The organism is Streptomyces sp. H27-D2 (genome assembly GCF_035828615.1).
In the GTDB taxonomy this organism is placed as follows: Bacteria; Actinomycetota; Actinomycetes; order Streptomycetales; family Streptomycetaceae; genus Streptomyces.
Window position 1 is genome coordinate 1 of sequence record NZ_JAYMZR010000098.1, and the last position, 26,919, is coordinate 26,919.

The following is a 26,919-nucleotide window of genomic DNA, read 5'->3' on the forward strand; positions in this document are numbered from 1 at the left end:
GGTGGGGGGGCCGGGACCGGGGCATCGGCCGGGGTTACGGCCTGAGTTACGACCGGGGTTACGGCGCCTGAGTTATGACCGGAGTTACGACCCTGGCTCCGGCGATCCGGTCTCGGTGACTTTCCCGGTCTCGGTGACCTTGATGGTGGAGAGCAGTTCGTCATAGGTCGGGCGGTCGAACTCGCCGGCCGCTGGGGACCGTACGGTCGCCGCCGACAGGGCCACGGCGCGGGCCAACCGGTCCGGCCAGGGGAGGCGCTCGGCCAGACCGGAGAGCAGCCCGGCGACGGCCGAGTCGCCGGCGCCCGTCGGGTTGCCCGCGATCCGGGTCGGCGGGGCGGCCCGCCAGCCGCCCTCCGCGGTGACCACGAGCATCCCGTCCGCGCCCAGCGAGGCCGCCACGGTCCGCGCGCCGCGCTTGCGGGCGTCGTGCGCGGCGCGCAGCGGCTCGGTGAAACCGGTGAGCCCGGCGAGTTCGTCGGTGTTCGGCTTGACCAGGTCGGGGCGGGCCGCGAGGCCGCGGCGCAGGGCTTCGCCGCTGGTGTCGAGGAGGACGGGCACGCCCGCGCCGCGCGCCCCGCGCACGAGGTGGGCGTACGCGCCGACCGGCACGCCGGGCGGCAGGCTGCCGCAGAGCGCGACCGCTTGCAGGTCCGGGCCGCCGAGCAGTCCGGCGTACGCGGTGGCGAAGGCGTCCCACTCGGCGGAAGTGACCGTCGGGCCGGGCTCGTTGAGCTGGGTGGTGTCGCCGGAGGCGGCGTCCACGACGCCGATGGTGCGGCGGGTGCTCCCGGCGATCGGCACGAGGGCGTCCTCGACTCCTTCCACGGCCGCGAGCTGCTCGCGCAGGGCCGCGCCGGTCGCGCCGCCCACGAAGCCGGTGGCGACCGCCCGGTGGCCCAGGGCGGCGAGCACCCGCGCGACGTTGAGGCCCTTGCCGCCGGGGCGTTCGGTGACCCGGGTGACGCGGTGCGAGGAGTGGGCGAGCAACCGGGGTACGGCGTAGGTGATGTCCAGGGCTGCGTTGAGGGTGACCGTGAGGATCACTGCGGACTCCTCCCGTGCTGAGCGGGGTGCGCGAGGGCTCGCGCGTGGACCTGCGCGCGGGCTCGCGCGCCCTGTGCCCGTGCCGGTGTGCGTGTGCCGGTGTGTGTCGGGGCCTGTTCGTACGGCCGCTCGTACGGCCGCTCGTACGGCCGCTCGTACGGGCGATCATGCCAAAGGGGAGGCGGCGGGCCCAGACTTTGGGGCCATCCGCCTCCGCGTCGGCGTGAATGCGCCTATCGGTGGCTGCCGACGACTACCGGTGGTGTGTCGGGACAGCCGCGTCAGGAGAGTCGCGTTGGGACAGGCGCGTCAGGGCAGCTGAGTCGGGACAGGCGCGTTGGGGCAGCCGCGTCAGGACAACTGAGTGGGGACAGCCGCCTCACGACAGCAAGGGCGCGATCACCCACGCGCCCTTGCGCATCACCCCGGCCAGCCCGAAGTCCGCGTCGAGGACGACCAGGTCGGCGTCCTTGCCCGGCTCGATCGAACCGACCCGGTCGGCCACGCCCAGCAGCCGCGCCGGGTTGACCGAAAGCGCCCGTACGGCCGCTTCGACCGGCAGCCGGTCGATCGTCACGGCCCGCCGGAAGGCGCGGTCCAGGGTGAGCGTGGAGCCCGCGATCGAGCCGCCCTCGACCAGCCGCGCGACGCCCTCCTTGACCTCGACCTCCAGACCGCCGAGCGGATAGAACCCGTCGCCCTTGCCCGCCGCGCCCATCGCGTCGGTGATGAACGCGACGCGGCCCGCGCCGGCGCTCTTGAAGGCGAGTTCGAGCACGGCGGGGTGCAGATGCGTGCCGTCGTTGATCAGCTCGACGGTGACCCGCTCGTCCTCCAGCAGCGCCGCGATCGGGCCGGGCTCGCGGTGGCCGAGGCCGGGCATCGCGTTGAACAGGTGGGTGGCGACGGAGGCGCCCGCGTCGATGGCCGCCAGGGTGCCGTCGTACGTCGAGTCGGTGTGCCCGACGGCCGCGATCACGCCGTGCTCGGTGAGCAGCCGTACGGATTCCATGCCGCCCGGCAGTTCGGGCGCGATGGTCATCATCTTCGCGGTGCCGCGCGCGGCCTCGACCAGCTTCCGTACGTCCGCCGGGTCGGGGTCGCGGAGCAGCGAGGGCTCGTGCGCGCCGCAGCGGCCGGGGGAGATGAAGGGGCCCTCGAAGTGCACCCCCGCCAGTTCGCCCTGCTCGACCAGTTCGGAGAGCGCGCCCGCCTGCCGGGCCAAGTCGTCCAGTTCGCCGGTGACGGTGGAGGCGACCATCGTGGTGGTGCCGTGCCGCCGATGGGTGTCCGCGACCTTCAGCGCCTCTTCGGCGGTCCCGGCCGAGAAGGACGCGCCGCCGCCGCCGTGGACGTGCATGTCGACGAAGCCGGGGACGATCCAGTAACCGGAGAGGTCGAGGAAGGTCGCGTCGGCTGCGCTGCCTGTGCCGACTGCGCTGCCTGTGCCGGCCGTGCTGTTCGTCCCGCGGGCGCTGCCAGCACTGCCAGCACCACCTGCACTGCCTGCACCACCTGCACCACCTGCACCACCTGCACTGCCTCCGCCGTCTGCACTGCCCGCGCCGCCTGTCCCGCCGCTGCCGTTGGGAGTGCTCGCACGGGTGCTTGCTGTGCTGGAGGTGGCCGCGCCTGTGCGGGCGCTCGCGATGAGGCGGCCTTCGACCGTGACGCGGCAGTCGTCGACGACACCGGTCGGCAGCACCACCCGGGCGCCCGAGAGAACCGTACGTTCCGACATCAGGCGGTTACCTCCGTGGAGAGAAGATCCCAGGCGAGCAGACCTGCGCCCAGGCACCCGGCGGCATCCCCGAGGGCCGCCGGAACGATCGTGGGGAGCTGCTGGAACGTAACGCGTTCGCGAACCGCTTCCCGCAGAGGTGCGAACAGCGTGTCGCCCGCCTCGGCGAGCCCGCCGCCGATGATCAGCGACCGCGGGTCGAGCAGGGTGAGGCCGGTGACGAGGCCGTCGGCGAGCGCGGCGACGGCCGTGTCCCATACGGCTTGCGCCCGCGGATCGCCGGACTCGACCGCTTTGGCCGCGTCGGCGGCGGTGGCCTCCGGGTCGCCGCACGCCTCGCCCCAGGCGCGGCCGACGGCGGAGGCGGAGGCCAGCGTCTCCAGGCAGCCGCGCTGGCCGCAGCCGCAGGGCAGCCCGTCGGGGCCGCGCCGTACGACGATGTGGCCGATCTCGCCGGCCGCGCCGTGCGCCCCGGCCTCGATCCGGCCGTCGATGGCGATGGCGGCGGCGATGCCGGTGCCGAGGGCGATGAACAGAAAGCGGTCGACGCCCCGGCCGGCTCCGAGGCGTGCTTCGGCGAGGCCGCCGGCGCGCAGGTCGTGGCTGATGGCGACCGGCAGGTCGGGCCGCCCGCGCCGGCTGTCGGCCGGCGGCCGGGTGCTGGAGAGCCGCGCGCCGGGCAGCGGCCCGGAGAGCCGTCGGCGCAGCAGCCTGCGGAAGGGGACGTCGCGCCAGCCGATGTTCGACGAGTAGACGGCGACGCCGCCCGCCTCGTCGACGATCCCCGGCACACCGATCCCGGCGGCGGACGGCGGCTCGTCGAACCGCTCCTCACCGATCGCCCGCAGCTCCGCCGCGAAGTCGAGCACAGCCTCCACCACCGCGGCCGGCCCGCGCTCTCTGGCCGTCGCGCGCCGTGCCTCGTGGAGGAGCTTGCCGTCGGCGCCGACGAGGGCGGCCTTCATTCCGGTGCCGCCCACATCGAGGGCGATGACGTGTCTCACGGGAACAGTCTCGCGCGTTATGGCGCGAGAGGTCTAGTCCAGTTGTGGATTTCTGTGGGGGACCAGCCCCCAGCCTCCGGCCGGGAGGCGCCCCAGGCGTTTGAGGACAGCTTGTGCAACGACTGTGCAGCGACTGATAGACAGCCCGCGCGGCGCAAAACCAGCCTGTCCGGCGTTTGAGGACACCTGTACAGCAACCGACCACAACCCGCGCGGCGCGCAATCACCCCCCATCCGGCAACCACACCCCGTCCGGCAAGGACACCCGTCCAGCCACTGAAGACCACCCGCGCGGGCGGTCCCCCCTCCCCAGCTAACCCCCCAAAACAACGCTCCGCGTCAAGTTCCGCGGCCGATCCGGGTCGAACCCCTTCGCCTCCGCCGCCGCAACCGCGAGCCGCTGCGCCCGGATCAGATCAGCCATCGGGTCGAGCGCGCGGGGCCCCACCGAGCTGTCGGCGAGCAGCGTGCCGCCGACGCGCGCGACGTCGCCCGCGAGGCCCTCCGGAAGCTGCCCGAACATCCAGGCGATCCGGTTCGGGCCGGTGATCGAGATCGGGCCGTGCCGGTACTCCATCGCCGGGTAGGACTCGGTCCAGGCGCCCGCCGCCTCGCGCATCTTGAGGCCCGCCTCCTGGGCGAGGCCGTACGTCCAGCCGCGCCCCAGGAAGGTCCACTGCTCGGCGCCGAGCACCGCTTCGGGAAGCGGCTGGGTGATGGCGAGTTCGGCGTCGACGGCCGCCTCGGCGACCGTCTTGACCCCGGTGGGCAGCGGCCCGTGCAGTTCGAGCCCGGCGCGCAGGAAGGCCAGCGCGGTGGTCGCGAAGCGGGTCTGCACGACCGACTCCTCGTCGGCGAAGTCGAGGACGGCGACCGTGTCCGCCGCGTCCATGATCGGGGTCTTGGGGTCGCCGGTCAGCGCGGTGCTGGCGGTGCGGCCCCGGACGGCCGCGAGGAGTTCCAGCACCTCGGTCGTGGTGCCGGAGCGGCTGATGGCCACGATCCGGTCGTACGCGCGGTCCAGCGGGAACTCGGACGAGGCGAAGGCGTCCGTCTCACCCTGTCCGGAGGCCTCCCGCAGCGCCGCGTACGCCATCGCCATGAACCACGACGTGCCGCAGCCGGTCACGGCCACCCGCTCGCCCGGCTGCGGCAGCCCCTCGGCGGTGGCGGCGGCTTTCACCGCGCGGCGCCAACAGCTCGGCTGGGTGGCGATCTCGGCGGCGGTGCGGGACTGCTCGGCTGCGGCCATGCTCGGCGGCTCCTTCGGTGCGAAAGGGGTGATGCGTGCTATACGGGGCGAAGGGGGTGGAGAGAGGGGGGAAATGGCGAGAAAGCATCGGAGAAAGCGGAGCCCAGGAGTCCGGAGGATCCGGTGGGCGGCGGGCGTTGAACACTTTGAGAGAATGACCCCTGATGTGGATAGCAGCCTTGACCTGCGCAGGGGAAGGGCGATACCGAAGTGATACGAGCCGTGGTGTAGACCTTGTGGGCGTGCGCGAGGGAAACTCACACTTCGCGTCGGGCCGGATAGGTCCAGGCAGTTGGCTACATTCCGGACAAGGCGATAAGGGCGATCATGGCAGTGCGGCGGCGGTTCCTCGGCCTGGCAGCGACGGGTCTCGCGACTGCGGCGACGCTCAGCGGCTGCGGCATGATCGGCGGTTCCTCCGACGGCGGTGACGTCACCCTGAAGCTGGTCGCGGCCGACTACGGCGACAAGGACTCCAACAGCTCCCGCAATTACTGGGGCGAGGTGGCCCGCGCCTTCGAGGCGAAGAATCCCGGCATCAAGGTCGACGTCAACGTCTACTCCTGGGAGGACGTCGACAAGAAGGTCGCCCAGATGGTCAAGCGCGGCAAGGCCCCGGACATCGCGCAGATCGGCGCGTACGCCGACTACGCGGCCCAGGACAAGCTCTACAGCGCGGACCAACTGCTCTCCATCCCCGTACAGGCCGACTTCATCACCTCGCTCGCCGAGGCCGGCGAAGTGCACCGCGTGCAGTACGGCCTCCCCTTCGTCTCCAGCACCCGGCGGCTCTTCTACAACAAGACGCTCTTCGCGCAGGCCGGCATAGCCAGCCCGCCGACGAGCTGGGCGGAGATCAAGCAGGACGCGGTCAAGCTCAAGCAGAACGGCGTGAAGATGCCGTACGGACTGCCGCTGGGCCCCGAGGAGCCGCAGGCCGAGACGCTGATGTGGATGCTCTCCGGCGGCGGCGGCTACACCGACGACATCGGCAACTACACGATCGACTCGCCGGAGAACATCGAGACGTTCGAGTGGCTGAAGAACGACCTCGTCGCCAAGGACCTCACCGGTTCCGACCCGGCTGCCACCAACCGGCAGAAGGTCTTCGACGGCTTCTCCAACGGTGATGTGGGCATGCTCAACGGCCACCCCACGCTGATGCAGCAGGCCGATGCGAAGGGCGTCAAGTACGGCACCGTCGAGCTGCCCGGCAAGGACGGCAAGGCCAAGTCCACGATGGGCGTGGCCGACTGGATGATGGCGTTCAAGCAGAACGGCCACCGCAAGGAAATCGGCTCGTTCCTCGACTTCGCGTACAACAGAGAGAACACGGTCAAGTTCCTCGACCAGTACGACCTGCTGCCGGTGACCAACTCCGCGTCCCGCGAGATGCGCGCCGACCGCAAGTACAAGCCGCTGTGGGGCTTCCTCGACCAGCTGCCGAACTCCCAGTTCTACCCGGCGGACAAGACCTCCTGGCCGCTGGTCAGCGGCAAGGTGAAGAAGCAGATCGGCGCGGCGGTCGGCAGGACCGGCGACCCGGCGGGCGTGCTCGGCGAGTTGCAGCGCGAGGCGACGACGGCGGACAACGCGGGAGCCAGGGACGCCAGGTAGGCGGCTTCGCGCGGGCGGCGGCCCTGTGCGGGCGGCGGCCCGGCGACGTGGCGGCCCGGCGACGTGGCCCGGCTGGTCGTGCCCCCCGCATGCCCCACCTGGCTGCTCCACCCCCGTGACCTGCCCGGATGATCCGATGGCGCGGCTGTCGGTCCCAGTGGCTAAGTTGGAATCCATGAAGGACACCGACCGCTCGGACCCCTGTGACCCCTCCGACCCCTCAGACCCCTCAGACCTCTCCGACCGCGACCTCGCGGTGCTCGGCGTAGAGCGCCGCGGCTGGGTCGGGCCCGGGGCCAAGGAACGGGCGGTACGGGAGCAGCTCGGCATCTCCCCGACCCGCTACTACCAGCTCCTCAACGCCCTGCTCGACGACCCGCGCGCGCTGGCCCGCGACCCGGTGACGGTCAACCGGCTGCGCAGAGTCCGCGACGCCCGCCGCGAGCGCCGCTGACCCCGGTAGGGTCACCGGCATGGGCAGCAACCCGCACTCCCTGCCGATCCCTTCCACGCTCCTCGGCCGCGCCGGCCTCGCCGCGCTGCTGGAGCGACCGCGAGAGGCCGTCGTCGCACTCGACTTCGACGGCACACTCGCCCCGATCGTCCCCGACCCCGAGAAGGCCCGCGCGCACCCCGCGGCCGTCCCGGCACTCGCCCGGCTGGCCCCGCAGGTCGGCTCGGTCGCGGTGATCACCGGCCGCCCGGCCTCCGTCGCGGTGCGCTACGGCGGCTTCGCCGGCGTCCCCGGCCTCGAACACCTCGTCGTCCTCGGCCACTACGGCGCGGAGCGCTGGGACGCGGTCACCGGCACGGTCCAGGCCCCTGCCCCGCACCCCGGCGTCGCCGCGGTCGAGGCCGAACTCCCCGGCGTGCTGGACGAGGTCGACGCCTGGCGCGGCACCTGGATCGAGGACAAGGGCCGCGCCATCGCCGTCCACACCCGCCGCGCCACCGACCCGCAGGCCGCCTTCGAGCTGCTGCTCGCCCCCCTCGGCGAGCTGGCCGCCCGGCACGGGCTGATCGTCGAACCGGGCCGCCTCGTACTGGAGCTGCGGCCCCCCGGCATGGACAAGGGCGTCGCCCTGGCCGAATACGTACGCGAGAGCGGCGCGAGCAGCATTCTGTTCGCCGGGGACGACCTCGGCGACCTGGCCGCGTTCGCGGCCGTGGAGAAACTGCGCTCCGAGGGGCTGGCCGGCGTGCTCGTGTGCAGCGGCAGCGCGGAAGTCACGGAACTCGCCGCCCGCGCGGATCTTGTGGTGGAGGGGCCGGCGGGGGTTGTCGACCTGCTCGATGCGATTGCTGCTGCGGCGGGGGGCTAGCGGGTTGGTTTTGCGCCGCGCGGGCTCAGCCGCCAACCGCTCGCAACTGCCCCAAGAACCACTCCTGCGGAGGCAACGCCGTCGCCGCCACAGCCAACCGCTTCGTCCGCTCGGCCCGCTCGCCCGGCTCCATCGACAGCGCCTCGTGCAACGCCCGCGCCGTGGCCGTGACGTCGTACGGGTTGACCAGCAGTGCGTCCTCGGACAGCTCCGCCGCCGCGCCCGCCTCGCGGGAGAGGACGAGGGCGCAGCCCTCGTCGGAGACGACGGGGACTTCCTTGGCGACCAGGTTCATTCCGTCGCGGATCGGGTTCACGAGGGCGACGTCGGCCAGCCGGTACGCGGCCAGTGAGCGGGCGAAGTCGTCCTTGACGTGCAGGACGACCGGCAGCCAGCCGGGTGTCCCGTACTCCTCGTTGATCTGGTCGGCGACCCGTTGGACCTCGGCTGTGTACTCGCGGTAGACGGTCAGGTCCTGCCGGGAGGGGTAGGCGAACGCGACGTGGACGACCCGCTCGCGCCACTCGGGGCGGTCGGTGAGCAGCCGCCGGTAAGCGAGCAGGCCGCGCACGATGTTCTTGGAGAGTTCGGTCCGGTCCACCCGGACGATGGTCTTGCGGGGCTGCCGCTCCGTGCCGCCGATCTGCTCGCGCAGCGCCGTCAGCCGCTCCTCGACGTCCGGCGCGTGCGAGCGCGCGCGCAGGAATTCGGCGTCGGCGCCGAGCCCGTGCACGCCGAGCCGGGTGGTCCGGCCCTCGTGCGTGACGCGCAGCTCGCCGTCCTCGCCGCGCGCGACCCCCGCGCCCAGCACGGCCGCGCAGCAGTCCGCGAAGGACCGCGCCCAGCGGTCGGTCAAAAACGCCGCGCGGTCGCCGCCCAGGATGCCGCGCAGCAGCTGCTCCGCGACGTCGTCCGGCAGCAGCCGGTAGTAGTCCGGCGGGGACCAGGGGGTGTGCGAGAAGTGCCCGATCCGCAGGTCGGGGCGGAGTTCGCGGAGCAGCCCCGGCACCAGGGACAGGTGGTAGTCCTGCACCAGGACGACCGCCCCCTGCGCGGCCTCGGCGGCCAGCGCGTCCGCGAAGGCCGCGTTGTACGCCTCGTACGCGGCCCAGTCGCGGCGGAACTCCGCGTCGAACGCGGGCTCCAGCGGCGTCTGGTAGAGCAGGTGGTGGATGAACCACAGCACCGAGTTCGCGATGCCGTTGTACGCGGCGGTGAAGACGTCCTCCGGGATGTCCAGCATCCGGACGTGCTGGCCGCCGCTGTCCTCGGGGTCGAGATGCCCCTCGGTCGCGCGCCGCGCCGCCTCCCGGTCGCCGTCGCCGAGCGCCGCGCAGACCCAGAGCGCGTCGGCGTCCGGCCCGATCGCGGACAGTCCGGACACGAGCCCGCCCCCGCCGCGCTTGGCGGCCAGCGAGCCGTCGTCCCGCAGGGAGTACGAGACGGGGCCGCGGTTGGAGGCGACGAGAATGCGGGCAGCGGTGTGCTCAGCGACCATGTCGCTGAGCCTAGCCAGTTGCGGAACCGCCCAAACGTTCGGCTGTGCCGGGCATTGCCGGTCTGTGGCCGTGTTGTCCTGGTTGTCCTGAACGCGTCAGCCCGGTGGTGGGGTGTCCTCGATCGCCTGGGGGCATCCCCCGGCCGAGAGCGGGGGAAGGCTGGGCGAGGACTGGGCGAGGGCTGGAATTCAAGCCGCCCGCCGTCGCCGCTCGTACTCAGGGATCTCCGCCATAGGCGGACGCTCCTCCGTGTCCACGACATGCGTGCGCGGCACAAACCCGTTCTCGCCGCGTTCGAACTGGGTCAGCGCGGGCCGCACCAGGTGGCCGCGGGCCAGCCGTAGCTGGGCAGTGCGGTAGATCGCCGCGGCCATCCGGCCGAGCGCCTGGCCGTCCTGGTGGCGGTGCCGGCGGACGCCCACGTCGACCTGGCCGAGCGCGTCCAGCCCGACCGTGTGCAGCGCGTCGATCAGGAGGCCCAGCTCGACGCCGTAGCCGACCGGGAACGGCAGCCGTTCCAGCAGCGAGCGGCGGGCCGCGTACTCGCCGCCCAGCGGCTGGACGAATCCGGCCAGCCGCGGCCAGTGCAGATTGAGCAGCGGGCGGGCGACCAGCTCAGTGACCCGGCCGCCCTGGCCCGCGCCGGAGCCGTCGGCCGCGGTGCCCAGCGGCCGGTCGTACATCGCTTTGACGAACTGGACGTCGGGTTCGGTCAGCAGCGGCCCGACGATGCCCGAGACGAACTCGGCCGAGAAGTCCCGCAGATCCGCGTCGATGAAGCAGACGATCTCGCCGCTCGTCGCGAGCAGCGAGCGCCACAGCACCTCGCCCTTGCCGGGCAGCGGCGGCAGCCGGGGGAGTACGGAGTCCCGGTGCACGACCCGCGCGCCGGCCTCGGCGGCGACCTGCGCCGTACGGTCCGTCGAGCCGGAGTCCAGCACCACCAGCTCGTCCACGAGCGGCACGGCCGGGCTCATCAGCTCGTCCCGGATGGCGGCGACTATCGCGCCGACGGTCGCCTCCTCGTTCAGCGCGGGCAGCACGACGCTGACCGTGCCCCGGGCGCCCGCGCCGCGCTTGGCGGCGAGGAGCTGGTCGAGCGGACGGTCGCCGGCCGACCAGGACCGCCGGCCCAGCCAGTGCTCCACCTCTTCCAGCACGTGCGTGTCTCCCTGCCCGGCGTCATCTTCAGTGTCGTGTTCAGTGTCGCGTCCCACGCGCAAACCGCCCGCGCGGGGTGCCCGCGCCCCGGCCCCACCCCGGGCAGGCCCCGGGCCGGCCAGGCCCCCACCCCGGCCCATGTGATCCATCTCGCGGTGCGGACGACTATCTCAACTGTCGGTGCCTTCGGTTACAGTCTTGAACAACGCATATGGCCATCGCATGTCGGGGTCCCAGTGCGTACAAACGCCCGGATGGCCAGTCATCCGGTGCCATACCGCTCATCCAGAGGGGCAGAGGGAACGGCCCGTTGAAGCCCCGGCAACCATCCCGCCGGTCTCGCATATCCGCAGTCCGATCATGATCCGGTCAGTCCGACCGTGATCCGGTCGCCGCCCACAGGGCGCGGTTATCCAGTGAGGCTCCCGGTGGGGAAGGTGCCAATTCCGTCTCGTGGCGAAGTTCGCCACGGGGAAGATGAGGAGAAAGGGCCTCGCCTCCATGGCTGTGCAAGCCGCAGAGAACTCTACTTCCACCGCCACCACGGTCGATCTCGGCCCCGCCGCCGCGCTCTCCTGCCGCGAATGCGGAGAGCGTTTCGCGCTCGGGCCGATCTTCGCCTGTGAAGCCTGTTTCGGGCCGCTGGAGATCGCCTACGACCTCCCGACCGACAGCCCCGACGCGCTCCGCAAGCGCATCGAGGCCGGTCCGGACAACATCTGGCGCTACGCCCCGCTGCTTCCCGTGCCGGCCGACGTCGCCGAGAAGCCGAATCTGAATCCGGGCTTCACCAAGCTCGTCAAGGCCGACCGGCTCGCCCGTGAGCTGGGCGTCACCGGTGGTCTGCACGTCAAGGACGACTCAGGGAACCCGACGCACTCCTTCAAGGACCGCGTCGTCGCGATCGCCGTCGAGGCGGCGCGCGCCTTCGGGTTCACCACCCTCTCGTGCTCCTCCACGGGCAACCTCGCGGGCGCCGTCGGCGCGGCGGCGGCCCGCTCGGGCTTCAAGTCGTGTGTGTTCATCCCGCACGACCTGGAGGCCGGCAAGGTCGTCATGGCCGCCGTCTACGGCGGTCAGCTGGTCGGCATCGAGGGCTCGTACGACGACGTGAACCGCTTCTGCTCGGAGCTGATCGGCGACCCGATCGGCGAGGACTGGGGCTTCGTCAACGTCAACCTCCGTCCGTACTACGGCGAGGGTTCCAAGACGCTGGCGTTCGAGATCTGTGAGCAGCTCGGCTGGCGGCTCCCGGACAACATCGTCATCCCGATCGCCTCGGGATCGCAGCTGACGAAGATCGACAAGGGTCTCAAGGAGCTGATCACGCTCGGCCTCGTCGAGGACAAGCCGTACAAGATCTTCGGCGCTCAGGCCGAGGGCTGCTCGCCGGTCTCCAAGGCGTTCAAGGACGGCCACGACGTCGTGCGGCCGGTCAAGCCGGACACCATTGCCAAGTCCCTGGCGATCGGCAACCCGGCCGACGGCCCGTACGTCCTGGACATCTGCCGCCGCACCGGCGGCGCGGTGGACGACGTCAACGACGCCGAGATCGTCGACGCGATCAAGCTGCTCGCCCGCACCGAGGGCATCTTCGCGGAGACCGCGGGCGGGGTGACCGTCGGCGTGCTCAGGAAGCTGATCGAGTCCGGGCAGCTCGACCCGGCCGGTGAGACCGTCGTGCTGAACACCGGTGACGGCCTCAAGACCCTGGACGCGGTGGCCCCGACCACAGGCCCGACCGCGACGATCCGTCCCACCTTGCAGTCGTTCCGAGAGGCCGGTCTCGCATGAGTGTTGCAGTCCCGACCGCGACGATCCGTCCCACCCTGCAGTCGTTCCGAGAGGCTGGCCTCGCATGAGTGTTTCCGTCCGTATCCCGACCATCCTCCGCACCTACACCGGCGGCAAGGCCGAGGTGAGCGCCGAGGGCGCGACCCTCTCCGAGGTGCTCACGGACCTGGAGAACAACCACCAGGGCATCGCCGCGCGCGTGCTGGACGACGCGGGCAAGCTGCGCCGCTTCGTCAACGTCTACGTCAACGACGACGACGTGCGCTTCTCCGAGGGCCTCAAGACGGCCACGCCGGACGGCGCCGGCGTCTCCATCATTCCGGCGGTCGCCGGCGGCTGATGCCGCGCCCGCGCGAGCTCTGTTACCGCCTGGGTGAGTTGTTCCATCCGCCTGCCGCGCGCTGTTCCACCGCCCGTCCTACAGCTCACGCGCTGTTCCACCGCCTGCCTGGGAGACCATGGCGGGCGGTCCGGAAATTGGTTGGCACCTACCGCGCATAGAACCCCATATCTTCTCGAATTGCCCCGTCCGCACACAAGCGGACGGGGCAATTCCGTCGGTTGAAAGGCGATACAGTTGAATGGAACGCCTTCTTCCGGCCCCGTCGGACGCATACGAGAACACGACAACCTGTGCCCAAAGTGTGCGCATCATTTGTCTTCTTGGTGAACTATGCCCGGCCCGAGTTGCCCTGGATTAACGGCAATTGGCCCGCTATAAGCGATCGTCCGTACCCAGAATTCTCGTCGGTGTGACCTGTTGCAGACGGCATTCGTGCAGATACATTCAGCGGCGGTCGACGCGTTCCGGCGCACGCCCTCACCTGTCTTTCGTGGGGGCGAAGTCTGACCCGGGCCCGCGGAGTGCGGTCCTGTGCAAGGGCCAGTAATAGGGGAGTTAGGCATGGCTCAGGGCACCGTCAAGTGGTTCAACGCGGAGAAGGGGTACGGCTTCATCGCGGTCGACGGTGGTGCGGACGTCTTCGTGCACTACAGCGCGATTCAGATGGACGGCTACCGCACCCTCGAGGAAGGTCAGCGGGTCGAGTTCGAGATCTCGCAGGGCCAGAAGGGGCCGCAGGCGGACATGGTCCGCTTGGCCGGACTTCCCGGCTGAGCTCCCGCGGGCATCGGTCCGTGACCGGCCCCCGGCCGGTCACCGACGCACTCACTCACAGCCTTCACTCACGCCGAAGGGCCCGTCCCCCACAAGGGGTACGGGCCCTTCGTGCGTCAGCGGCGAGGGTGGCCGCGCTCGGGGTCGGATCAGAGGCGTACGGGCCCTTCGTGCGTCCGGGCGCGAGGGTGCGGCGAGGAGCGTGCCCGGTGGGCGGGGAGTGGCTGGAGAGGGGCCGGGATCCGCCGGAGGAGCTTGCACTCGACCATGCCGAGTGCTAATCATTGGCGTTAGCACTCTCACGTGGAGAGTGACAGAAGGACCAGGTCGGTGAGGCCCGTTCGACCGCCGGAAATGACCTGGCGATCGGCTGGCCGTCCGTCGCGGGCGCCCCCTGGTCCGGAGTATCCACCTCCCCCAGACTTAGTCCGGGGGGCGCCCAGTCCTGGGAGGACCACTTCATATGGCCAAGATCATCGCGTTCGATGAGGAGGCGCGGCGGGGTCTCGAGCGTGGGATGAACCAGCTCGCCGACGCCGTCAAGGTCACCCTCGGCCCCAAGGGCCGTAACGTCGTCCTCGAGAAGAAGTGGGGCGCCCCCACGATCACCAACGATGGTGTTTCCATCGCCAAGGAGATCGAGCTCGAGGACCCGTACGAGAAGATCGGCGCAGAGCTGGTCAAGGAGGTCGCGAAGAAGACGGACGACGTCGCCGGCGACGGCACGACGACCGCGACCGTCCTGGCTCAGGCTCTCGTCAAGGAAGGCCTCCGCAACGTAGCCGCGGGCGCCAACCCGATGGCCCTCAAGCGTGGCATCGAGAAGGCCGTCGAGGCCGTCTCTGCCCAGCTGCTGGAGCAGGCCAAGGACGTGGAGACCAAGGAGCAGATCGCTTCGACCGCCTCCATCTCCGCCGCTGACACCCAGATCGGCGAGCTCATCGCCGAGGCGATGGACAAGGTCGGCAAGGAAGGCGTCATCACGGTCGAGGAGTCGCAGACCTTCGGGCTCGAACTCGAGCTGACCGAGGGCATGCGCTTCGACAAGGGCTACATCTCCGCGTACTTCGCGACGGACATGGAGCGCATGGAGTCGTCGCTCGACGACCCGTACATCCTGATCGTCAACTCGAAGATCGGCTCGGTCAAGGACCTGCTGCCGCTCCTCGAGAAGGTCATGCAGTCCGGCAAGCCGCTGCTGATCATCGCCGAGGACGTCGAGGGCGAGGCCCTGTCGACCCTGGTGGTCAACAAGATCCGTGGCACCTTCAAGTCCGTCGCCGTCAAGGCTCCGGGCTTCGGCGACCGCCGCAAGGCCATGCTCGGCGACATCGCCATCCTCACCGGTGGCACCGTTGTCTCCGAGGAGGTCGGCCTCAAGCTGGAGAGCGCCGGCATCGACCTGCTGGGCCGCGCCCGCAAGGTCGTCATCACCAAGGACGAGACCACCATCGTCGACGGTGCGGGTGACTCGGAGCAGGTTCAGGGCCGGGTCAACCAGATCCGCGCCGAGATCGAGAACTCGGACTCGGACTACGACCGCGAGAAGCTCCAGGAGCGCCTCGCGAAGCTGGCCGGCGGCGTCGCCGTCATCAAGGCCGGCGCGGCGACCGAGGTCGAGCTCAAGGAGCGCAAGCACCGCATCGAGGACGCGGTGCGCAACGCCAAGGCAGCCGTCGAAGAGGGCATCGTCGCCGGTGGCGGCGTCGCCCTTCTGCAGACCGTCTCCGTGTTCGACAAGATCGAGCTCGAAGGCGACGAGGCGACCGGCGCCGCGATCGTGAAGCTGGCCCTTGAGGCTCCGCTGAAGCAGATCGCGATCAACGGCGGCCTCGAAGGCGGCGTCGTTGTGGAGAAGGTCCGCAACCTGCCCATCGGCCACGGCCTGAACGCCGCGACCGGTGAGTACGTCGACATGATCGCCGAAGGCATCATCGACCCGGCCAAGGTGACGCGCTCCGCGCTGCAGAACGCGGCTTCCATCGCCGCGCTCTTCCTCACCACCGAGGCTGTTATCGCCGACAAGCCCGAAAAGGGCGGCGGCGCGCCCGCCGGCGGCGGCATGCCCGGCGGTGACATGGACTTCTGATCCTCCTGAGGATCAGCGGGCCATGGCTTGACGGCCAGACCGCTTGACAGCTTCACCGCTGGACAGCGTTACGGTTTCACGGCGTTACCGCTTCACCGCATTACAGCATCACCGCTTCACCCTGTACGGCACTGCGTACGGCTTTGTCCTACGGACCGAGGGCGGCACTCCCATCACGGGGGTGCCGCCCTCGGGCGTTGGCTGCCTGACATGTCGGTGCGGTGCGGGCCCGTGCGGTGCTGCCCGTGCGGTGCGGCCCGTGCGTCGGGGTGTGCGCAGCCTCAGGCGGGCAGTGAGCCGCTCAGCGGGAGCGCGGCCGGGTCGAGGCCCACCAGGGAGGCCGCGAAGAGCGTACGGGGGCCCGGCTCGATGCCGGGGACGGTCGGGACCGCCAGCAGTCGGCAGCCCGCCGCCAGTGCCGCCGCGGCGCCCGTCGGGGTGTCCTCGACAGCGAGGCAGTCGGCCGGGTCCGCGCCGAGCCGGGTGGCCGCGGCCAGATACGGGTCGGGGTACGGCTTGCTGCGCCCGCCCTCGGTGCCGGCCACCGTCAGATCGAAGCGGTGCGCGCCGAGGGTCTCCAGCACCAGGTCGGTCAGGTGCCGCTCGGAGGCGGTGACCAGAGCGGTCGGTACGCCCAGCGCCCTGGCCCGGTCCAGGAATGCGAGCGCGCCCGGCTGGACGGCCACCCCGGCCGCGACCCGGCGGGTGAAGTCGCCGTCGAGCCGGCTGAACAGCTCCTCCCGCGTCGCGCGAAGCCCGTGCTGCTCGATGAGCCGCGCCGCCGAGTCCGCGAGCGTGGCACCCGCGAAGGGGGCGAGCGCCGCTTCGCCGGAGGGCAGCCCCTCCTCGTCGAGCAGCGCGGCCACCGCGAGCAGCCACTCCCGCTCGGTGTCGACGAGCGTCCCGTCCATGTCGCACAGCAGCGCGGCGGGGAGCCCTGCGGACAGCCCGGCGGGCAGGCGGCCGGGGGCGGTGTCGGCCGGGACGGCAGGTGCGACGCAAATGGCTGCGTCGGAAGCCGTGTCGGATACTGCGTCGGATGCGGTGTCGGGCGGGCGGGACGGCATGGGCGACTCGCTGTTCTCGCGGGGCGGGGCGGTAGAGGGCTGGTTGGCGCGGTGCGGGCCGGTGCGGGTCGGTGCGGGCGGTGCGTTACGGCGGTGCGTTACGGAGGCGCGCTACGGAGGAGAGGTCCGCGCGGTGCAGGCGGCCCTGCCGTCCGCGCGGAACAGCCGCCCCGCCGCCCGAGTCCCCGCCGCAGAGTCCCCGCCGCCCGAGTCAATGCCTGCCCGTGTTGCGGGACATGGGGTTGGTCAGCGCGGAGTTGCGGACGGTGAAGGAGACCGAGCCGGGGCGGTAGCGGTCGTCGCCGGTCTCCACCGGGCGGCCCTCTGGCGAGGTCGTGGTGCGGCACAGCCGCAGCAGCGGGCTGCCGCGCCGTACTTCGAGGTGTCGGGCCTCCAGGGTGCCCGCGGCGAGCGCGTCGATGCGGTGCTCGCCGTGCGCGAAGACCAGCCCGACGTCGTCGTGCAGCCGTTGGGTCACCGACTCGCAGTCGTCCGGCACCCGTTCGACCGCGTCGGCCATCCAGCCCGCGTAGCAGGTCCGCTCCAGCAGTACGGGCGCGCCGCTCAGGGTGCGCAATCGCAGGATGCGCAGCACCTCGTCACCCTCCGTCAGAAGGAGCTGCGAGGCTTCCTCCGGGGTGGCCCGGCCGCGCAACGAACTGATAACGGATCCGCCGGGATCGCGGCCGTTGGCGCGGGCCCACTGGGAGAAACTGAGCAGTTCGGAGAAGCTCTGGCTCGGCGTGGAGCTGAGTACGACCGATCGCGCGCCCTGCCGGGAGCCGATCAGGCCCTCCGAGATCAGCGCGCCGACGGCCTGCCGGACGGTGCCACGGGCGACGCCGTGGGTGCGCGCCAGCTCGGGCTCCGAGGGCAGCGCGGCGCCCACCGGATAGTGGCCGCTGGTGATGAGTTCACGCAGCTCGTCGGCGATCTGCTGGTGCCGTCGGGTCACTTCGCTCTCCTCGGACGGGGGCTCGGATGCGGCCCCGTTGTGAGCGCGATCGCGGTGGCCTGGCGCAGATCATGCCATCTGTCCGGACGCCCGTTGTGCCAGCTGCGCGCATCTTCGGGATCGAGAGCTGTGCGCCCGCAGTGGATAACCGTTCTGGAGAATCTTAAACCTCCCCGTGAATAACGGTTCTACCTGCGGTTTTGTACATGCCTCCGTTGCCTGTCGGTCATCTTCTTGCTACTTTTCCCTGGCCTACTGAATGACAACTTGTTCAAACAAGTGAAGCTCCGCTTCCTGATGCTGCGGAGTAGCAGCTGAAGAGACACAGGAGTTCACCGTGAAGGCAGCCCGTTTGCGCCGCGTCCTTTTGACCGGTACCGCCTCGCTCGCCATGGCCGCCACCGCGGCCGGCTGCGGAGCGGCGCCCGCCGACGCGGGCGGCGGGGGCAAGGCGGCCAAGGCCGCCTCCGCCGAGAAGTTCGGCGGCATGAAGAAGCTGGTCGCCGCCGCCAAGAAGGAAGGCGCGCTGAACGTCTACGCGCTGGCCCCGGACTGGTCCAACTACGGCGAGATGATCAAGACCTTCGAGAAGAAGTACGGCATCAAGGTCAACAACGAGAACCCCGGCGGCAGCAGCCAGGAAGCGCTGAGCGCCGCCGAGAAGCGCAAGGGCCAGGACCGCGCGGTCGACACCCTCGACCTCGGCACCGCCTTCATGCAGTCCGCCAAGGCCAAGAAGCTGCTCGCGCCGTACAAGGTGGCCGGCTGGGACGGCATCCCGGCCGGGCAGAAGCAGGCCGACGGCTCGTACCTCAACAACTACGGCGGCTACATAGCCATCGGCTGCGACGCCAAGACCGTGAAGGTCTGCCCGAAGTCCTTCGCCGACCTGCTCAAGCCCGAGTACAAGAACAAGGTCGCGCTGAACGGCAACCCGACCAAGTCCGGCTCCGCGTTCGCCTCCGTCTTCGCCGCCTCGCTCGCCAACGGCGGCTCCTTCGACGACGTACAGCCCGGCCTCGACTTCTTCAAGAAGCTGAAGCAGAAGGGCAATTACGTCCCCGTCGAGTCCTCCCTCGCCACCATCCAGAAGGGCGAGACGCCGATCAGCGTCGACTGGGACTACCTCAACGCGGGCTTCGCCGACCAGCTCAAGGGCAAGGGCCTGGACTGGAAGGTCGCCGTGCCGACCGACGGCAAGTATTCGCAGTACTACAACCAGGGCGTGAACTCGTACGCCCCGCACCCCGCCGCCGCCCGGCTGTGGATGGAGTTCATCTACAGCGCCCAGGGCCAGAACATCTGGCTGCGCGGCTACTCGCGCCCGGCGCTGCTGCCCGGCATGAAGAAGGCCGGAACCGCCGACGCGAAGGCCGCCGCCAAGCTCCCCAAGGTCACCGGAACGCCGAAGTTCCCGACCCTGGACCAGGAGAGCAAGGCGAAGGGCCTGATCGGTGACGGCTGGGGCAACGCGGTCTCGGGCTGATCGCGGCCTGCCGTCCGTAGCACGGCGGCCCCCGCCTCGGGCCCCCACCCCGATGCCTCTCCCAATCCGAAAGCCATCGCCTTGACCGTCACCGAAAGCCCGCCGGCGCGGGAACCCGCGCCGGCGGAGGACCTCGCTCCACAGCCCGCCCCAGCCCCCGGCCGCAGCCGTGGGCGGGGGCGCGGCAGGCGGCACCGCTGGCCGGCCGTCGTCCCCTTCTTCGCCTATCTCGCCGTCTTCTTCGGCGTACCGGCCGCCGCGATCCTCAACGGCGCGTTCACCGCCGAGGACCCGGTGAGCGGCGCGAGCCACTACACCCTCGACAACGTCACGTACTCCCTCAAGGGCGCGTACGGCACCGGCCTGGTCGGCAGCGTCGAACTCTCCGCCGTATGCGCCCTGTTGGCGACCGTCTTCGGCGTGCTCATCGCGCAAGCTGTCGTCACCTCGAAGCACAGCGCGCTGCGCAAGATGATCGTCTCGGCATCCGGGGTGCTCGCCAACTTCAGCGGCGTCCCGCTCGCCTTCGCCTTCATCGCCACGCTCGGCAACCTCGGCATCGTCACCCGCATGCTGGAACTCCAGCGCACCGGCTTCAGCCTCTACACCTTCACCGGACTGGCGCTGGCCTACCTCTACTTCATGGTGCCGCTGATGGTGGTGATGATCCTCCCGGCCCTCGACGGCCTGCGCTCGCAGTGGCGGGAAGCGGTCGCCGCGTCCGGCGGGACCAACTGGCACTTCTGGCGCTACGTCGGCCTCCCCGTGCTGACCCCCTCGCTGCTCGGCGGCGCGGTGCTGCTCTTCGGCACCTCCTTCGCCTCGCACGCGACCGCCGCCGCGATGGTCGGCAGCTCGGTGCCGCTCATCACCCTCCAGATCTCCAACGCGCTGGCGGGCAATGTGCTCGTCGGGCAGGAGAACATGGCGCTCGCCCTGAGCCTCAACATGGTCGTCGTGGCGCTGCTGGTGATGGCCGTACAGATACCGCTGCAGCGACGGAGTGCCCGATGGCTCGGATGACCCCCGCCCCCGCCTCACCCACCATCCCCAAGGCCCCGCCGGGGCCCCGCACCCGGACCCGTACCCGCCCCCGCTACGGCCGTGGCCTGGTGCTGCTGCTCGCCGCCGTCTACTTCATCGTGCCGCTCGGCGCATCGCTCTGGTTCTCCGTGGACGTCCCCGCCAAGGGCGGCGCGAACAACATCGACTTCAGCGCGTACACCCAGGCCCTCGACACCGAGGGCTTCACCAGCAGCCTGCTGCTCTCGGTCGGCCTCGCGCTGTGCACCGTGACCCTCTCGCTGCTGCTGATGGTGCCCACCACGATCACCGTCGCCCTGCACCTGCCCCGGCTGCGCAGGCTCGTCGAGACGCTGTGCATGCTGCCGCTGATCCTGCCGCCCATCGCGCTCGTCGCGGGCGTCAGCACGGTGCTCTCCTGGGGACCGGAAGAGCTGGCGACCACCCCGCTCTACCAGACCTTCATGACGATCCAGAACCCGCGCTTCCCGCTGATCCTGGTCTTCCTCTACGTCATTATGTCGCTGCCGTTCATGTACCGGTCGCTGGACGCCGGGCTGCGCGCCGTCGATCTGCGCACCCTGGTCGAAGCCTCCCGCAGCCTCGGCGCGGGACGCCTCCAGACGCTGCTGCGCGTCATCCTGCCGAACCTCAAGCCCGCGCTGGTCAGCGGATCAGTGCTGACGCTCGCCATGGTGCTCGGCGAGTTCACCGTCGCCTCGGTGCAGGGCTTCCGCCCGTTCGCCGTCTGGATCGTGCAGGTCGGCGACAGCCAAGCCCAGATGTCCGTCGCGGTATCCGTGATCAGCGTGCTGATCACCTGGGGCCTGCTGCTCCTGCTGACCACCCTGGCCGGCGGCCCCCGGACCGGCGGCGACAGGACCGCCCGTAACCGGACCGCCCGCAACAGGACCGGCGGCCCCCGGACCGCCCGCAACCGGAGGAAACCGACCTCATGACCACGACCACCGCCTCCGCGTCCCCCCCCCCCACTCCCGCCCCGAAAACCACCGCCCTGGACGAGCCCGGCGCGACCGCCGCCCGCGAGGGCGTCCCCGTCCAGCTGCGCGGACTCACCCGCAGCTTCGGCGACGCCGTCGCCCTCGACGGCCTCGACCTGGACATCGCCCCCGGCGAACTCGTCGCCCTGCTCGGCCCGTCCGGCTGTGGCAAGACCACCGCGCTGCGCATCATCGCGGGCTTCGACACCGCCGACGCCGGTCAGCTGCTCATGGACGGCCAGGACGTCACCGGCGTGCCCGCCAACCGCCGCGACATCGGCATGGTCTTCCAGTCGTACAGCCTCTTCCCCAACATGAACGCGGCCGAAAATGTCGCCTTCGGCCTCCGCGTCCGCAAGGTCTCCGCCGCCGAGCGCCGCGAGCGCGCCCACGAGCTGCTGGAACTCGTCGGCCTCCCCGGCCGCGCCGAGCACTATCCGCACCAGCTCTCCGGCGGCCAGCAGCAGCGCGTCGCGCTCGCCCGCGCGCTGGCCGTACGCCCCAGGGTGCTGCTCCTCGACGAGCCGCTGTCCGCCCTCGACGCCAAGGTCCGGCTGACCCTGCGCGAGGAGATCCGGCGCATTCAGCTGGAGCTGGGCATCACCACCGTCTTCGTGACCCACGACCAGGAGGAGGCGCTCTCCATGGCCGACCGGGTCGCGGTCATGAAGGACGGCCGGCTCGAACAGTGCGCCGCTCCCGCCGAGTTGTACGCCCGCCCGGCCACCCCCTTCGTCGCCGAGTTCGTCGGCACCATGAACCGGCTGCCCGGCACGGTCCGGGACGGCGGCGTGGTCGAGCTGTTCGGCCACCGGCTGCCGATCGACGGCGACGCGCCCGCGTCCGGCACCGAGGTGGACGTCCTGCTGCGGCCGGAGGGCATGGCCGTACGCACGGCCGAGGACGCGGCGAGCGCGACTCCGGGAACGTCGGGGGAGCGGGCCGACGACGGCGGCATCCCCGTCACCGTCCGGGTCGCGACCTTCCTCGGCGCGGTCACCCGGCTGCACCTGACCACCGAGTCCGGCGTCCAGCTCAAGGCGGACCTCCCCAGCTGGGAAGCCCACCGCTTCACGGCCGGCACCCGCTGCTCGATCCGGCCGCATGACAACCCGGTGCTGGTGGTCGCGCGCAGCGCTGGTTGAGCCGACCGGTCGGGGCGGCGTCAACACCGGTGACGCCAACACCGGTGACGCCAACACCGGTGACGCCAACACCGGTGACGCCAACGGCGGGAGCCGCCTCGACGTGTGCGTAGCCCCGCTGACCACCCCGCCCGGCATCATCACCAACTGCCCCTGAGGTGGGTGCTCAGAGGGCGATTGCCTCATTCGGGTGACTTCTGGTGCAGCCGCGCTCCGGCCAGGAAGAACTCGCCGGCGGGTACCCGCACCGGATACCCGCACCCCACATGAGGAGCCACGTCATGACCACAGCGCCCGACGAATCCTTCGGTGACATGCAGCAGCAGGCCGAGGAGGAGGCCGCGTCCGCGTCTGAGGAGACTGCCTCGGACGACGACGAATAGCCGTATCGCCGACTGCCTCTCGGGGTGGGGCGCCCGCGCAGGGGCCCCACCATCCGCATGGATCTCCCCATGGATCAGAGGTGTTGCCGGAACCGGACGGCGGTTTCGCTCAGTGGGAGTAGTCCTTGAGCTTCTCGGTTTCGAGAGTGATGCCGACGGGGGCGGGCAGTTCGACGGTCGCGCCGTACGGGTGTGAGGGCTGCTGTCGGTAGGTGCCGTTCTTCGGTTCGCTGTGGACGGTGACGGTGCACGCGTCGCGGTCGATGAGCAGGTAGACGGGGATGCCCGCCGCCGCGTAGCCGTCGCGCTTCTCAGTGCGGTCGCGGCGGTCGGTGTCGGCGTCGTGGGAGGTCACTTCGACGGTCATGAGGACGCCGTCGGAGGCGGACCATTCGCCCTGGCCGGCGAAGTGGTCCACGGGAGCGAGGGTGCCGTCCGGCCTGGCGCGCCCCCTCCGGTACCCCTCCGTCTTGAGCCCCTGCTCCGGGTACAGGTCCAGCTCGGGGCGCTGTTGCATGCACTGCCTGAGCAGCCACATGATGATCGATCCGTGATCGCCGTCGGGCACCGGCTTGACCTCTAGCTTTCCGTTGCTGAATTCCAGCGTCACCGTCTCGGGGGCCGTGCGGGCGAGCTGCTCGAAGTCCTCGACAGACATCTGGGCGTGTTCAGCGGTGCTGGGGGTCATGGCGTCGCCTCCTCCCCTCCATGGTGCCCCGACCTTGGTGGGCATGTCCTGAACCGTCATGGGCGGGTCTCCTCAGGTGTCCGGACATCAGGTGTACGGGCGGCAGCCCGCAGCAGCAGGACGCGGGCCCGGACCTCGGCGGGCGAGAGACCGGCCGGTGCGCGCTCGGGCGGGGCCTCACCCCGGCACTTGCCGCAGATGCCGCCGGGCAGCGCCTCGGGGTGGCCGGGGTCGCGGCAGACGGTGCATTCCAGGACGCGCAGCGCCGGGCGGGCGGCAACCGGTACGGGGGCGGTCTCCGGGGGGAGCTTGGCGGTGAGGCGGGTGCGGGCGAGCGCGGCCGGGTGGTGCACCTGCGGCGGCAGCCCGGCGGTCAGCGCATGGACGACCTGCACCTCGGTCGCACCCCGGGCCAGCCACAGCCCCGCGAGCTCTTCGAGCGCGGCGCAGTCGGCGGCCGACAGCGTCATCCGGGGGTCGGTACGGCCGAGGCCCGCCAGCACGTCGTACGCCCCGGTACGGGGTGGCCTCGCGGCCCGCGCAGTTGTCGCGGGCTGCGGGTTCGCCGGCCGTTCGGGCCGTTCGGGCTGCTCGGGACACCCTTCCGGTTGGTGCTCCGGTCCCTGCTCCGGTCCCCGCTCCGGCTGCCGCTCCGGCTGCTCCTGCACTTCACGTCGATCTCCTTCGCTTGGAGGGTGTCGAATACCTGGCCTCTGGTTTCGGGGGGCTGCGAAGAAACGTATGAGGCTGAGATACCCGTACGCTAAATGAGTGCATTGGGTTAACTCATGCGGAGAGTTTCCGTTTGGCCGGATTGCGCCCTACTGCCGCCCGCCGCCCCCTGCTTGGCTTGCCGCTTCTCCCCGTACGACGAGCTTTTTCATCAGCCTGTCTATGAGCGGGGAGCCGGCGACCAACCGAGGGGCTCCCATGGCGGACGTACTCAAGTACGGCGACAAGGTCCACATCCAGAACGGCTACAAGGACTGGAACGGCGGCTACCTCGACACCAACGGCCGTAACCCGGGGGCGGGTTCCGTCTACGGCGTGTCGACCAGCGACACCCCGACGCGCGCCGCGGGCACCGGAACGTGGGAGATCACCTCCGCTGCCGGGAAGCGGGCCGGCGAGCAGGTCATGAGCGGCGAGGTCGTCCACCTGCGCAACCTCTACGGCGAGGGCGGGTACCTGGACACCAACGGGGTGGCCGCGTCCGGCCAGGGCCCGGCGGCCAAGTACGACGTGTCCACGAACGGGGAGAAGGACCGGGGTGGCCACAAGACCGGCAGCTGGCGGGTCTTCGCCCAGACCTCCTCGCCCGGCGACCAGGCCGTGCGCGTCGGCGACGTCGTCCTGCTGTGGAACCTCTACTCGGCGACCGGCAGCTTCCTGGAGACCAACGGCGGCAACCCGGCTCCGACCGGTGCGAAGTACGACGTGTGCACCAGCGCGTACTGGAACCGGGCCGAGGATGTCGGCAACTGGCGCTTCGCCAAGGCGTAGCCGTACGGCGGGATCGCGCTGCGGGGTCGCCCTGCTGGATCGTGCTGCGGGATCGCCCCGCAGCACCCGCCCCGCAGCACCGCACGACTCGTCAGCTCGAAGTTCGAAGCTGGAAAGGAGACATGGTGAGCGCCAAGGAACCACAGTTGATCTATGGCCAGGGAGCCGGGGCGTGCCCCGAGGGAAGCTTCTGCCTCTACCGTGCCGCCAACTTCAACGCCGGTCAGACCCCGGGGGTCGGCGACAAGATCCTGGCGATCCCGTCGGGCGCGTACATCAACGACTTCTCGGTGTACGGGTTCGACCACAGCGGTGACGGGGTGAGCGCCGTCGTCAACAACACCGACGAGGACAACGCGCTCTTCTCGGCGGCCGACCAGCAGGGGCATTCGCTGCCGGTGGACCGCGGGACCTCGATCGCGAACATGGCGGTGATCGGCATGGCCGGGAGCCCGAACGGCACTTGGAACGACCAGGCGCAGTCGGCGCTCGCGGCCCCCTTCCTGGGGAACCTGGGCGTCGAACAGGCGTTCCTGGGCAAGTGGCAGGACTGGGAGAGCAAGAAGTGGATCTACTCCTACCGGATCACGGTCCGTGTCGCGGAGACCCGGGTCGTGAAGTGGGCCCTCGGCTTCGGTGACTTGCCGGAGGGGACCTCGCTGTCCAAGGGCTTCACGGATATCTTCTGGGGCGAGATCCTCCGGGACGGCAGCGACGGCAGCGTCCTGCTCGGCACCCCGGAAGGCGGCGGGCACACCATCGATCCCGGGACCGACCTGCTCATCGACATCCAGGTCGACTATCCGGACGAGGATGCGTCCCATCAACATCTCACGAGCTTGAACGCCCAACACTTGGGCTGAGCCGGGCATTTGGGCTGGGCGCGGCGCGTGCGTTGAGCGCGGCGCGTGGTCATGCGGAACGCCTCCGGACTCGATTGTCCGGGGGCGTTCTGTCGTGAAGTCGGACGTGAAGTAATCCGATGGAGTGGTTTACAGTTCTTATGGTTCCGTCGCGGGACATGGCGGCGCATTCTGGCAAAGCTGGCGTTGAGGCTGTTGGCTTGTCGGCCGAAAGCGGATCTCCGTCATGCGAACCGAAAGGACTCGCCCTATGAGATTCCTGAACGGCACCTTCATGCCTCGGACCCTTCTGATCGCCACGATCGTCGTAGGCAGCATTGTGGTCAGCCCCGCTGCCGCCATCGCGGTCGGCAATGCCGGCGCGAACGGCTCTTCCGGCGTCGGTTCCTCCGGCGGTACTGGCGGTGCCTATGGCGCGGGCGGCGCTGCCGGCGCCAACGGCAACGGCGGCAACGGCGGTAACGGCGGCAACGCCACCGGCACCAACAGCCAAGGCGGCGCCGGGGGCGTCGGGGGCGCCGGCGGAGCTGTCGGCAACGGCGGCATCGGCGGCAACGGAGGCGCTGCCGACCTCGGCGGTACCGGCGGCATGGGTGGCGTCGGCGGCATGGGCAACGCCGCCACCGGGTCTCTCGGAGGCGCGGGCGGCGCCGGCGGCGAGGGGCTCGCGGGAAGTGGCGCTACCGGCGGTGTCGGTGGTGCGGGCGGCGCTGCCGGCGCGGGCGGCGCCGGCGGCAATGGCGGCATTGGAGGCGCTGGCAGTACCGGCGGCGCCGGCGGGGTGGGTGGTGCCGGCGGTGTCGGCGGCGCGAACGCCGCCAGCGGCCATGGTGGCGGCGTGGGGGGTGCCGGCGGCGTCTCCGTTACCGGAGGCGCGGGCGGCATCGGAGGCGGCGGCGGTGCCAGCGGCCCCGGTCTCACCGGTGGCGAGGGCGGCAAGGGCGGCAAGGGCGGCAGGGGCGTCGGGGCCTGTGTGGGAGGCAATGGATCGCCCGGCTTGCCTGGCCAGTCCAACGGCACAGCCGGCGCGGACGGCGCGGACGGTACGGACTGCCCGCTGCCGTAGTGGGTGCCGGAGCGGCGGCCCTGTTTCCGGAGTTCTCGTAGCCGAACACGCAGTTGGCTCGGCCCGCGCGTCGCTTGTGGCGAATTCGCCACAAGC

25 protein-coding genes and 1 riboswitch are annotated in these 26,919 nt (G+C 70.8%); of the genes, 15 read left to right on the forward strand and 10 right to left on the reverse strand.

Translation table 11 applies throughout. The features are described 5' to 3' along the window. Window positions 1-84: 84 nt before the first annotated feature. From QMK28_RS28105 to QMK28_RS28120, 4 genes are all read right to left on the reverse strand, one after another. Window positions 85-1,047: a 1-phosphofructokinase family hexose kinase gene (locus tag QMK28_RS28105; RefSeq protein ID WP_326442431.1), complete on the reverse strand. Its 963-nt coding sequence runs from the start codon at window positions 1,045-1,047 to the stop codon at window positions 85-87. A 379-nt stretch (window positions 1,048-1,426) separates the two neighbouring features. Next, window positions 1,427-2,788, reverse strand: coding sequence for an N-acetylglucosamine-6-phosphate deacetylase (nagA, locus tag QMK28_RS28110; RefSeq protein WP_326442432.1), 1,362 nt, complete (start codon window positions 2,786-2,788; stop codon window positions 1,427-1,429). Continuing rightward, entirely contained in the window at window positions 2,788-3,792 is a 1,005-nt protein-coding gene (locus QMK28_RS28115) for an ROK family protein (protein WP_326442433.1), read from the reverse strand. The genes nagA and QMK28_RS28115 overlap by 1 nt, the downstream gene beginning before the upstream one ends. 313 nt (window positions 3,793-4,105) lie before the next feature. Then, complete coding sequence (locus QMK28_RS28120) at window positions 4,106-5,044, reverse strand: SIS domain-containing protein (protein WP_326442434.1); 939 nt, start codon at window positions 5,042-5,044, stop codon at window positions 4,106-4,108. 327 nt (window positions 5,045-5,371) lie between these two features. On the opposite strand from QMK28_RS28120, the gene QMK28_RS28125 reads away from it, so the two are divergent. The 3 genes from QMK28_RS28125 (at window position 5,372) to otsB (ending at window position 7,983) form a co-directional block, all read left to right on the forward strand. Continuing rightward, window positions 5,372-6,661, forward strand: coding sequence for an extracellular solute-binding protein (locus QMK28_RS28125; RefSeq protein WP_326442435.1), 1,290 nt, complete (start codon window positions 5,372-5,374; stop codon window positions 6,659-6,661). A gap of 175 nt (window positions 6,662-6,836) precedes the next feature. Beyond that, window positions 6,837-7,115 (forward strand): DUF3263 domain-containing protein, encoded by a 279-nt coding sequence (locus tag QMK28_RS28130; protein WP_326442436.1) that lies wholly within the window; start codon window positions 6,837-6,839, stop codon window positions 7,113-7,115. Between the two features lie 19 nt (window positions 7,116-7,134). Further along, entirely contained in the window at window positions 7,135-7,983 is an 849-nt protein-coding gene (gene otsB / locus QMK28_RS28135; protein ID WP_326442437.1) for a trehalose-phosphatase, read from the forward strand. A gap of 25 nt (window positions 7,984-8,008) precedes the next feature. Here otsB and QMK28_RS28140 read toward each other — a convergent pair whose 3' ends face one another. Both QMK28_RS28140 and QMK28_RS28145 read right to left on the reverse strand, forming a co-directional pair. Further along, complete coding sequence (locus QMK28_RS28140; protein WP_326442438.1) at window positions 8,009-9,481, reverse strand: alpha,alpha-trehalose-phosphate synthase (UDP-forming); 1,473 nt, start codon at window positions 9,479-9,481, stop codon at window positions 8,009-8,011. A gap of 189 nt (window positions 9,482-9,670) precedes the next feature. Next, window positions 9,671-10,642, reverse strand: coding sequence for a glucosyl-3-phosphoglycerate synthase (locus QMK28_RS28145; RefSeq protein WP_326442439.1), 972 nt, complete (start codon window positions 10,640-10,642; stop codon window positions 9,671-9,673). Between the two features lie 279 nt (window positions 10,643-10,921). Further along, window positions 10,922-11,127, forward strand: a riboswitch (SAM riboswitch). A 17-nt stretch (window positions 11,128-11,144) separates the two neighbouring features. Between QMK28_RS28145 and thrC the strand changes: the two genes are divergently transcribed. From thrC to groL, 4 genes are all read left to right on the forward strand, one after another. Continuing rightward, window positions 11,145-12,437 (forward strand): threonine synthase, encoded by a 1,293-nt coding sequence (gene thrC, locus QMK28_RS28150; protein WP_326442440.1) that lies wholly within the window; start codon window positions 11,145-11,147, stop codon window positions 12,435-12,437. A gap of 64 nt (window positions 12,438-12,501) precedes the next feature. Then, window positions 12,502-12,777 (forward strand): MoaD/ThiS family protein, encoded by a 276-nt coding sequence (locus QMK28_RS28155; RefSeq protein ID WP_326442441.1) that lies wholly within the window; start codon window positions 12,502-12,504, stop codon window positions 12,775-12,777. A 564-nt stretch (window positions 12,778-13,341) separates the two neighbouring features. Then, window positions 13,342-13,554: a cold-shock protein gene (locus QMK28_RS28160; RefSeq protein ID WP_326442443.1), complete on the forward strand. Its 213-nt coding sequence runs from the start codon at window positions 13,342-13,344 to the stop codon at window positions 13,552-13,554. 463 nt (window positions 13,555-14,017) lie between these two features. Beyond that, window positions 14,018-15,643: a chaperonin GroEL gene (groL, locus tag QMK28_RS28165; protein ID WP_326442444.1), complete on the forward strand. Its 1,626-nt coding sequence runs from the start codon at window positions 14,018-14,020 to the stop codon at window positions 15,641-15,643. Window positions 15,644-15,924: 281 nt separating this feature from the next. Here the strand turns inward: groL and QMK28_RS28170 are convergent, their stop codons facing one another. Both QMK28_RS28170 and QMK28_RS28175 read right to left on the reverse strand, forming a co-directional pair. After that, complete coding sequence (locus tag QMK28_RS28170) at window positions 15,925-16,710, reverse strand: HAD family hydrolase (protein ID WP_326442445.1); 786 nt, start codon at window positions 16,708-16,710, stop codon at window positions 15,925-15,927. A 211-nt stretch (window positions 16,711-16,921) separates the two neighbouring features. Beyond that, window positions 16,922-17,665: a GntR family transcriptional regulator gene (locus QMK28_RS28175; protein ID WP_326442446.1), complete on the reverse strand. Its 744-nt coding sequence runs from the start codon at window positions 17,663-17,665 to the stop codon at window positions 16,922-16,924. Between the two features lie 391 nt (window positions 17,666-18,056). Here QMK28_RS28175 and QMK28_RS28180 point away from each other — a divergent pair, with 391 nt between their 5' ends. The 5 genes from QMK28_RS28180 to QMK28_RS28200 all read left to right on the forward strand — a co-directional run bounded on the left by QMK28_RS28180 (window position 18,057) and on the right by QMK28_RS28200 (window position 22,477). Next, a complete protein-coding gene (locus QMK28_RS28180; RefSeq protein WP_326442456.1) occupies window positions 18,057-19,151 on the forward strand; it encodes an extracellular solute-binding protein in 1,095 nt (364 codons plus the stop codon). Window positions 19,152-19,226: 75 nt separating this feature from the next. Further along, on the forward strand, window positions 19,227-20,174 hold the full coding sequence (locus QMK28_RS28185) for an ABC transporter permease (RefSeq protein ID WP_443050851.1): 948 nt from the start codon (window positions 19,227-19,229) through the stop codon (window positions 20,172-20,174). After that, window positions 20,171-21,133: an ABC transporter permease gene (locus QMK28_RS28190; protein WP_443050852.1), complete on the forward strand. Its 963-nt coding sequence runs from the start codon at window positions 20,171-20,173 to the stop codon at window positions 21,131-21,133. The genes QMK28_RS28185 and QMK28_RS28190 overlap by 4 nt, the downstream gene beginning before the upstream one ends. Beyond that, the gene (locus QMK28_RS28195; RefSeq protein WP_326442449.1) at window positions 21,130-22,320 is read left to right on the forward strand and encodes an ABC transporter ATP-binding protein; all 1,191 of its coding nucleotides are present in this window, start codon (window positions 21,130-21,132) and stop codon (window positions 22,318-22,320) included. Before QMK28_RS28190 ends, QMK28_RS28195 begins: the two co-directional genes overlap by 4 nt. Further along, window positions 22,280-22,477 (forward strand): pentapeptide repeat-containing protein, encoded by a 198-nt coding sequence (locus QMK28_RS28200; protein WP_326442450.1) that lies wholly within the window; start codon window positions 22,280-22,282, stop codon window positions 22,475-22,477. Before QMK28_RS28195 ends, QMK28_RS28200 begins: the two co-directional genes overlap by 41 nt. A 335-nt stretch (window positions 22,478-22,812) precedes the next feature. On the opposite strand, the gene QMK28_RS28205 is transcribed toward QMK28_RS28200, so the two are convergent. Continuing rightward, entirely contained in the window at window positions 22,813-23,391 is a 579-nt protein-coding gene (locus QMK28_RS28205; RefSeq protein ID WP_326442451.1) for a Uma2 family endonuclease, read from the reverse strand. Between the two features lie 56 nt (window positions 23,392-23,447). Further along, window positions 23,448-24,059: a hypothetical protein gene (locus QMK28_RS28210; protein WP_326442452.1), complete on the reverse strand. Its 612-nt coding sequence runs from the start codon at window positions 24,057-24,059 to the stop codon at window positions 23,448-23,450. A gap of 262 nt (window positions 24,060-24,321) precedes the next feature. On the opposite strand from QMK28_RS28210, the gene QMK28_RS28215 reads away from it, so the two are divergent. The 3 genes from QMK28_RS28215 to QMK28_RS28225 all read left to right on the forward strand — a co-directional run bounded on the left by QMK28_RS28215 (window position 24,322) and on the right by QMK28_RS28225 (window position 26,823). Further along, window positions 24,322-24,894 carry a hypothetical protein gene (locus QMK28_RS28215; RefSeq protein WP_326442453.1) on the forward strand — a complete coding sequence of 191 codons (573 nt, stop codon included), beginning with the start codon at window positions 24,322-24,324 and terminating at the stop codon, window positions 24,892-24,894. Window positions 24,895-25,016: 122 nt separating this feature from the next. Then, window positions 25,017-25,757, forward strand: coding sequence for a peptidase inhibitor family I36 protein (locus QMK28_RS28220; RefSeq protein ID WP_326442454.1), 741 nt, complete (start codon window positions 25,017-25,019; stop codon window positions 25,755-25,757). A 250-nt stretch (window positions 25,758-26,007) separates the two neighbouring features. Continuing rightward, a complete protein-coding gene (locus QMK28_RS28225) occupies window positions 26,008-26,823 on the forward strand; it encodes a hypothetical protein (protein ID WP_326442455.1) in 816 nt (271 codons plus the stop codon). The last annotated feature ends 96 nt before the right edge of the window (window positions 26,824-26,919 follow it).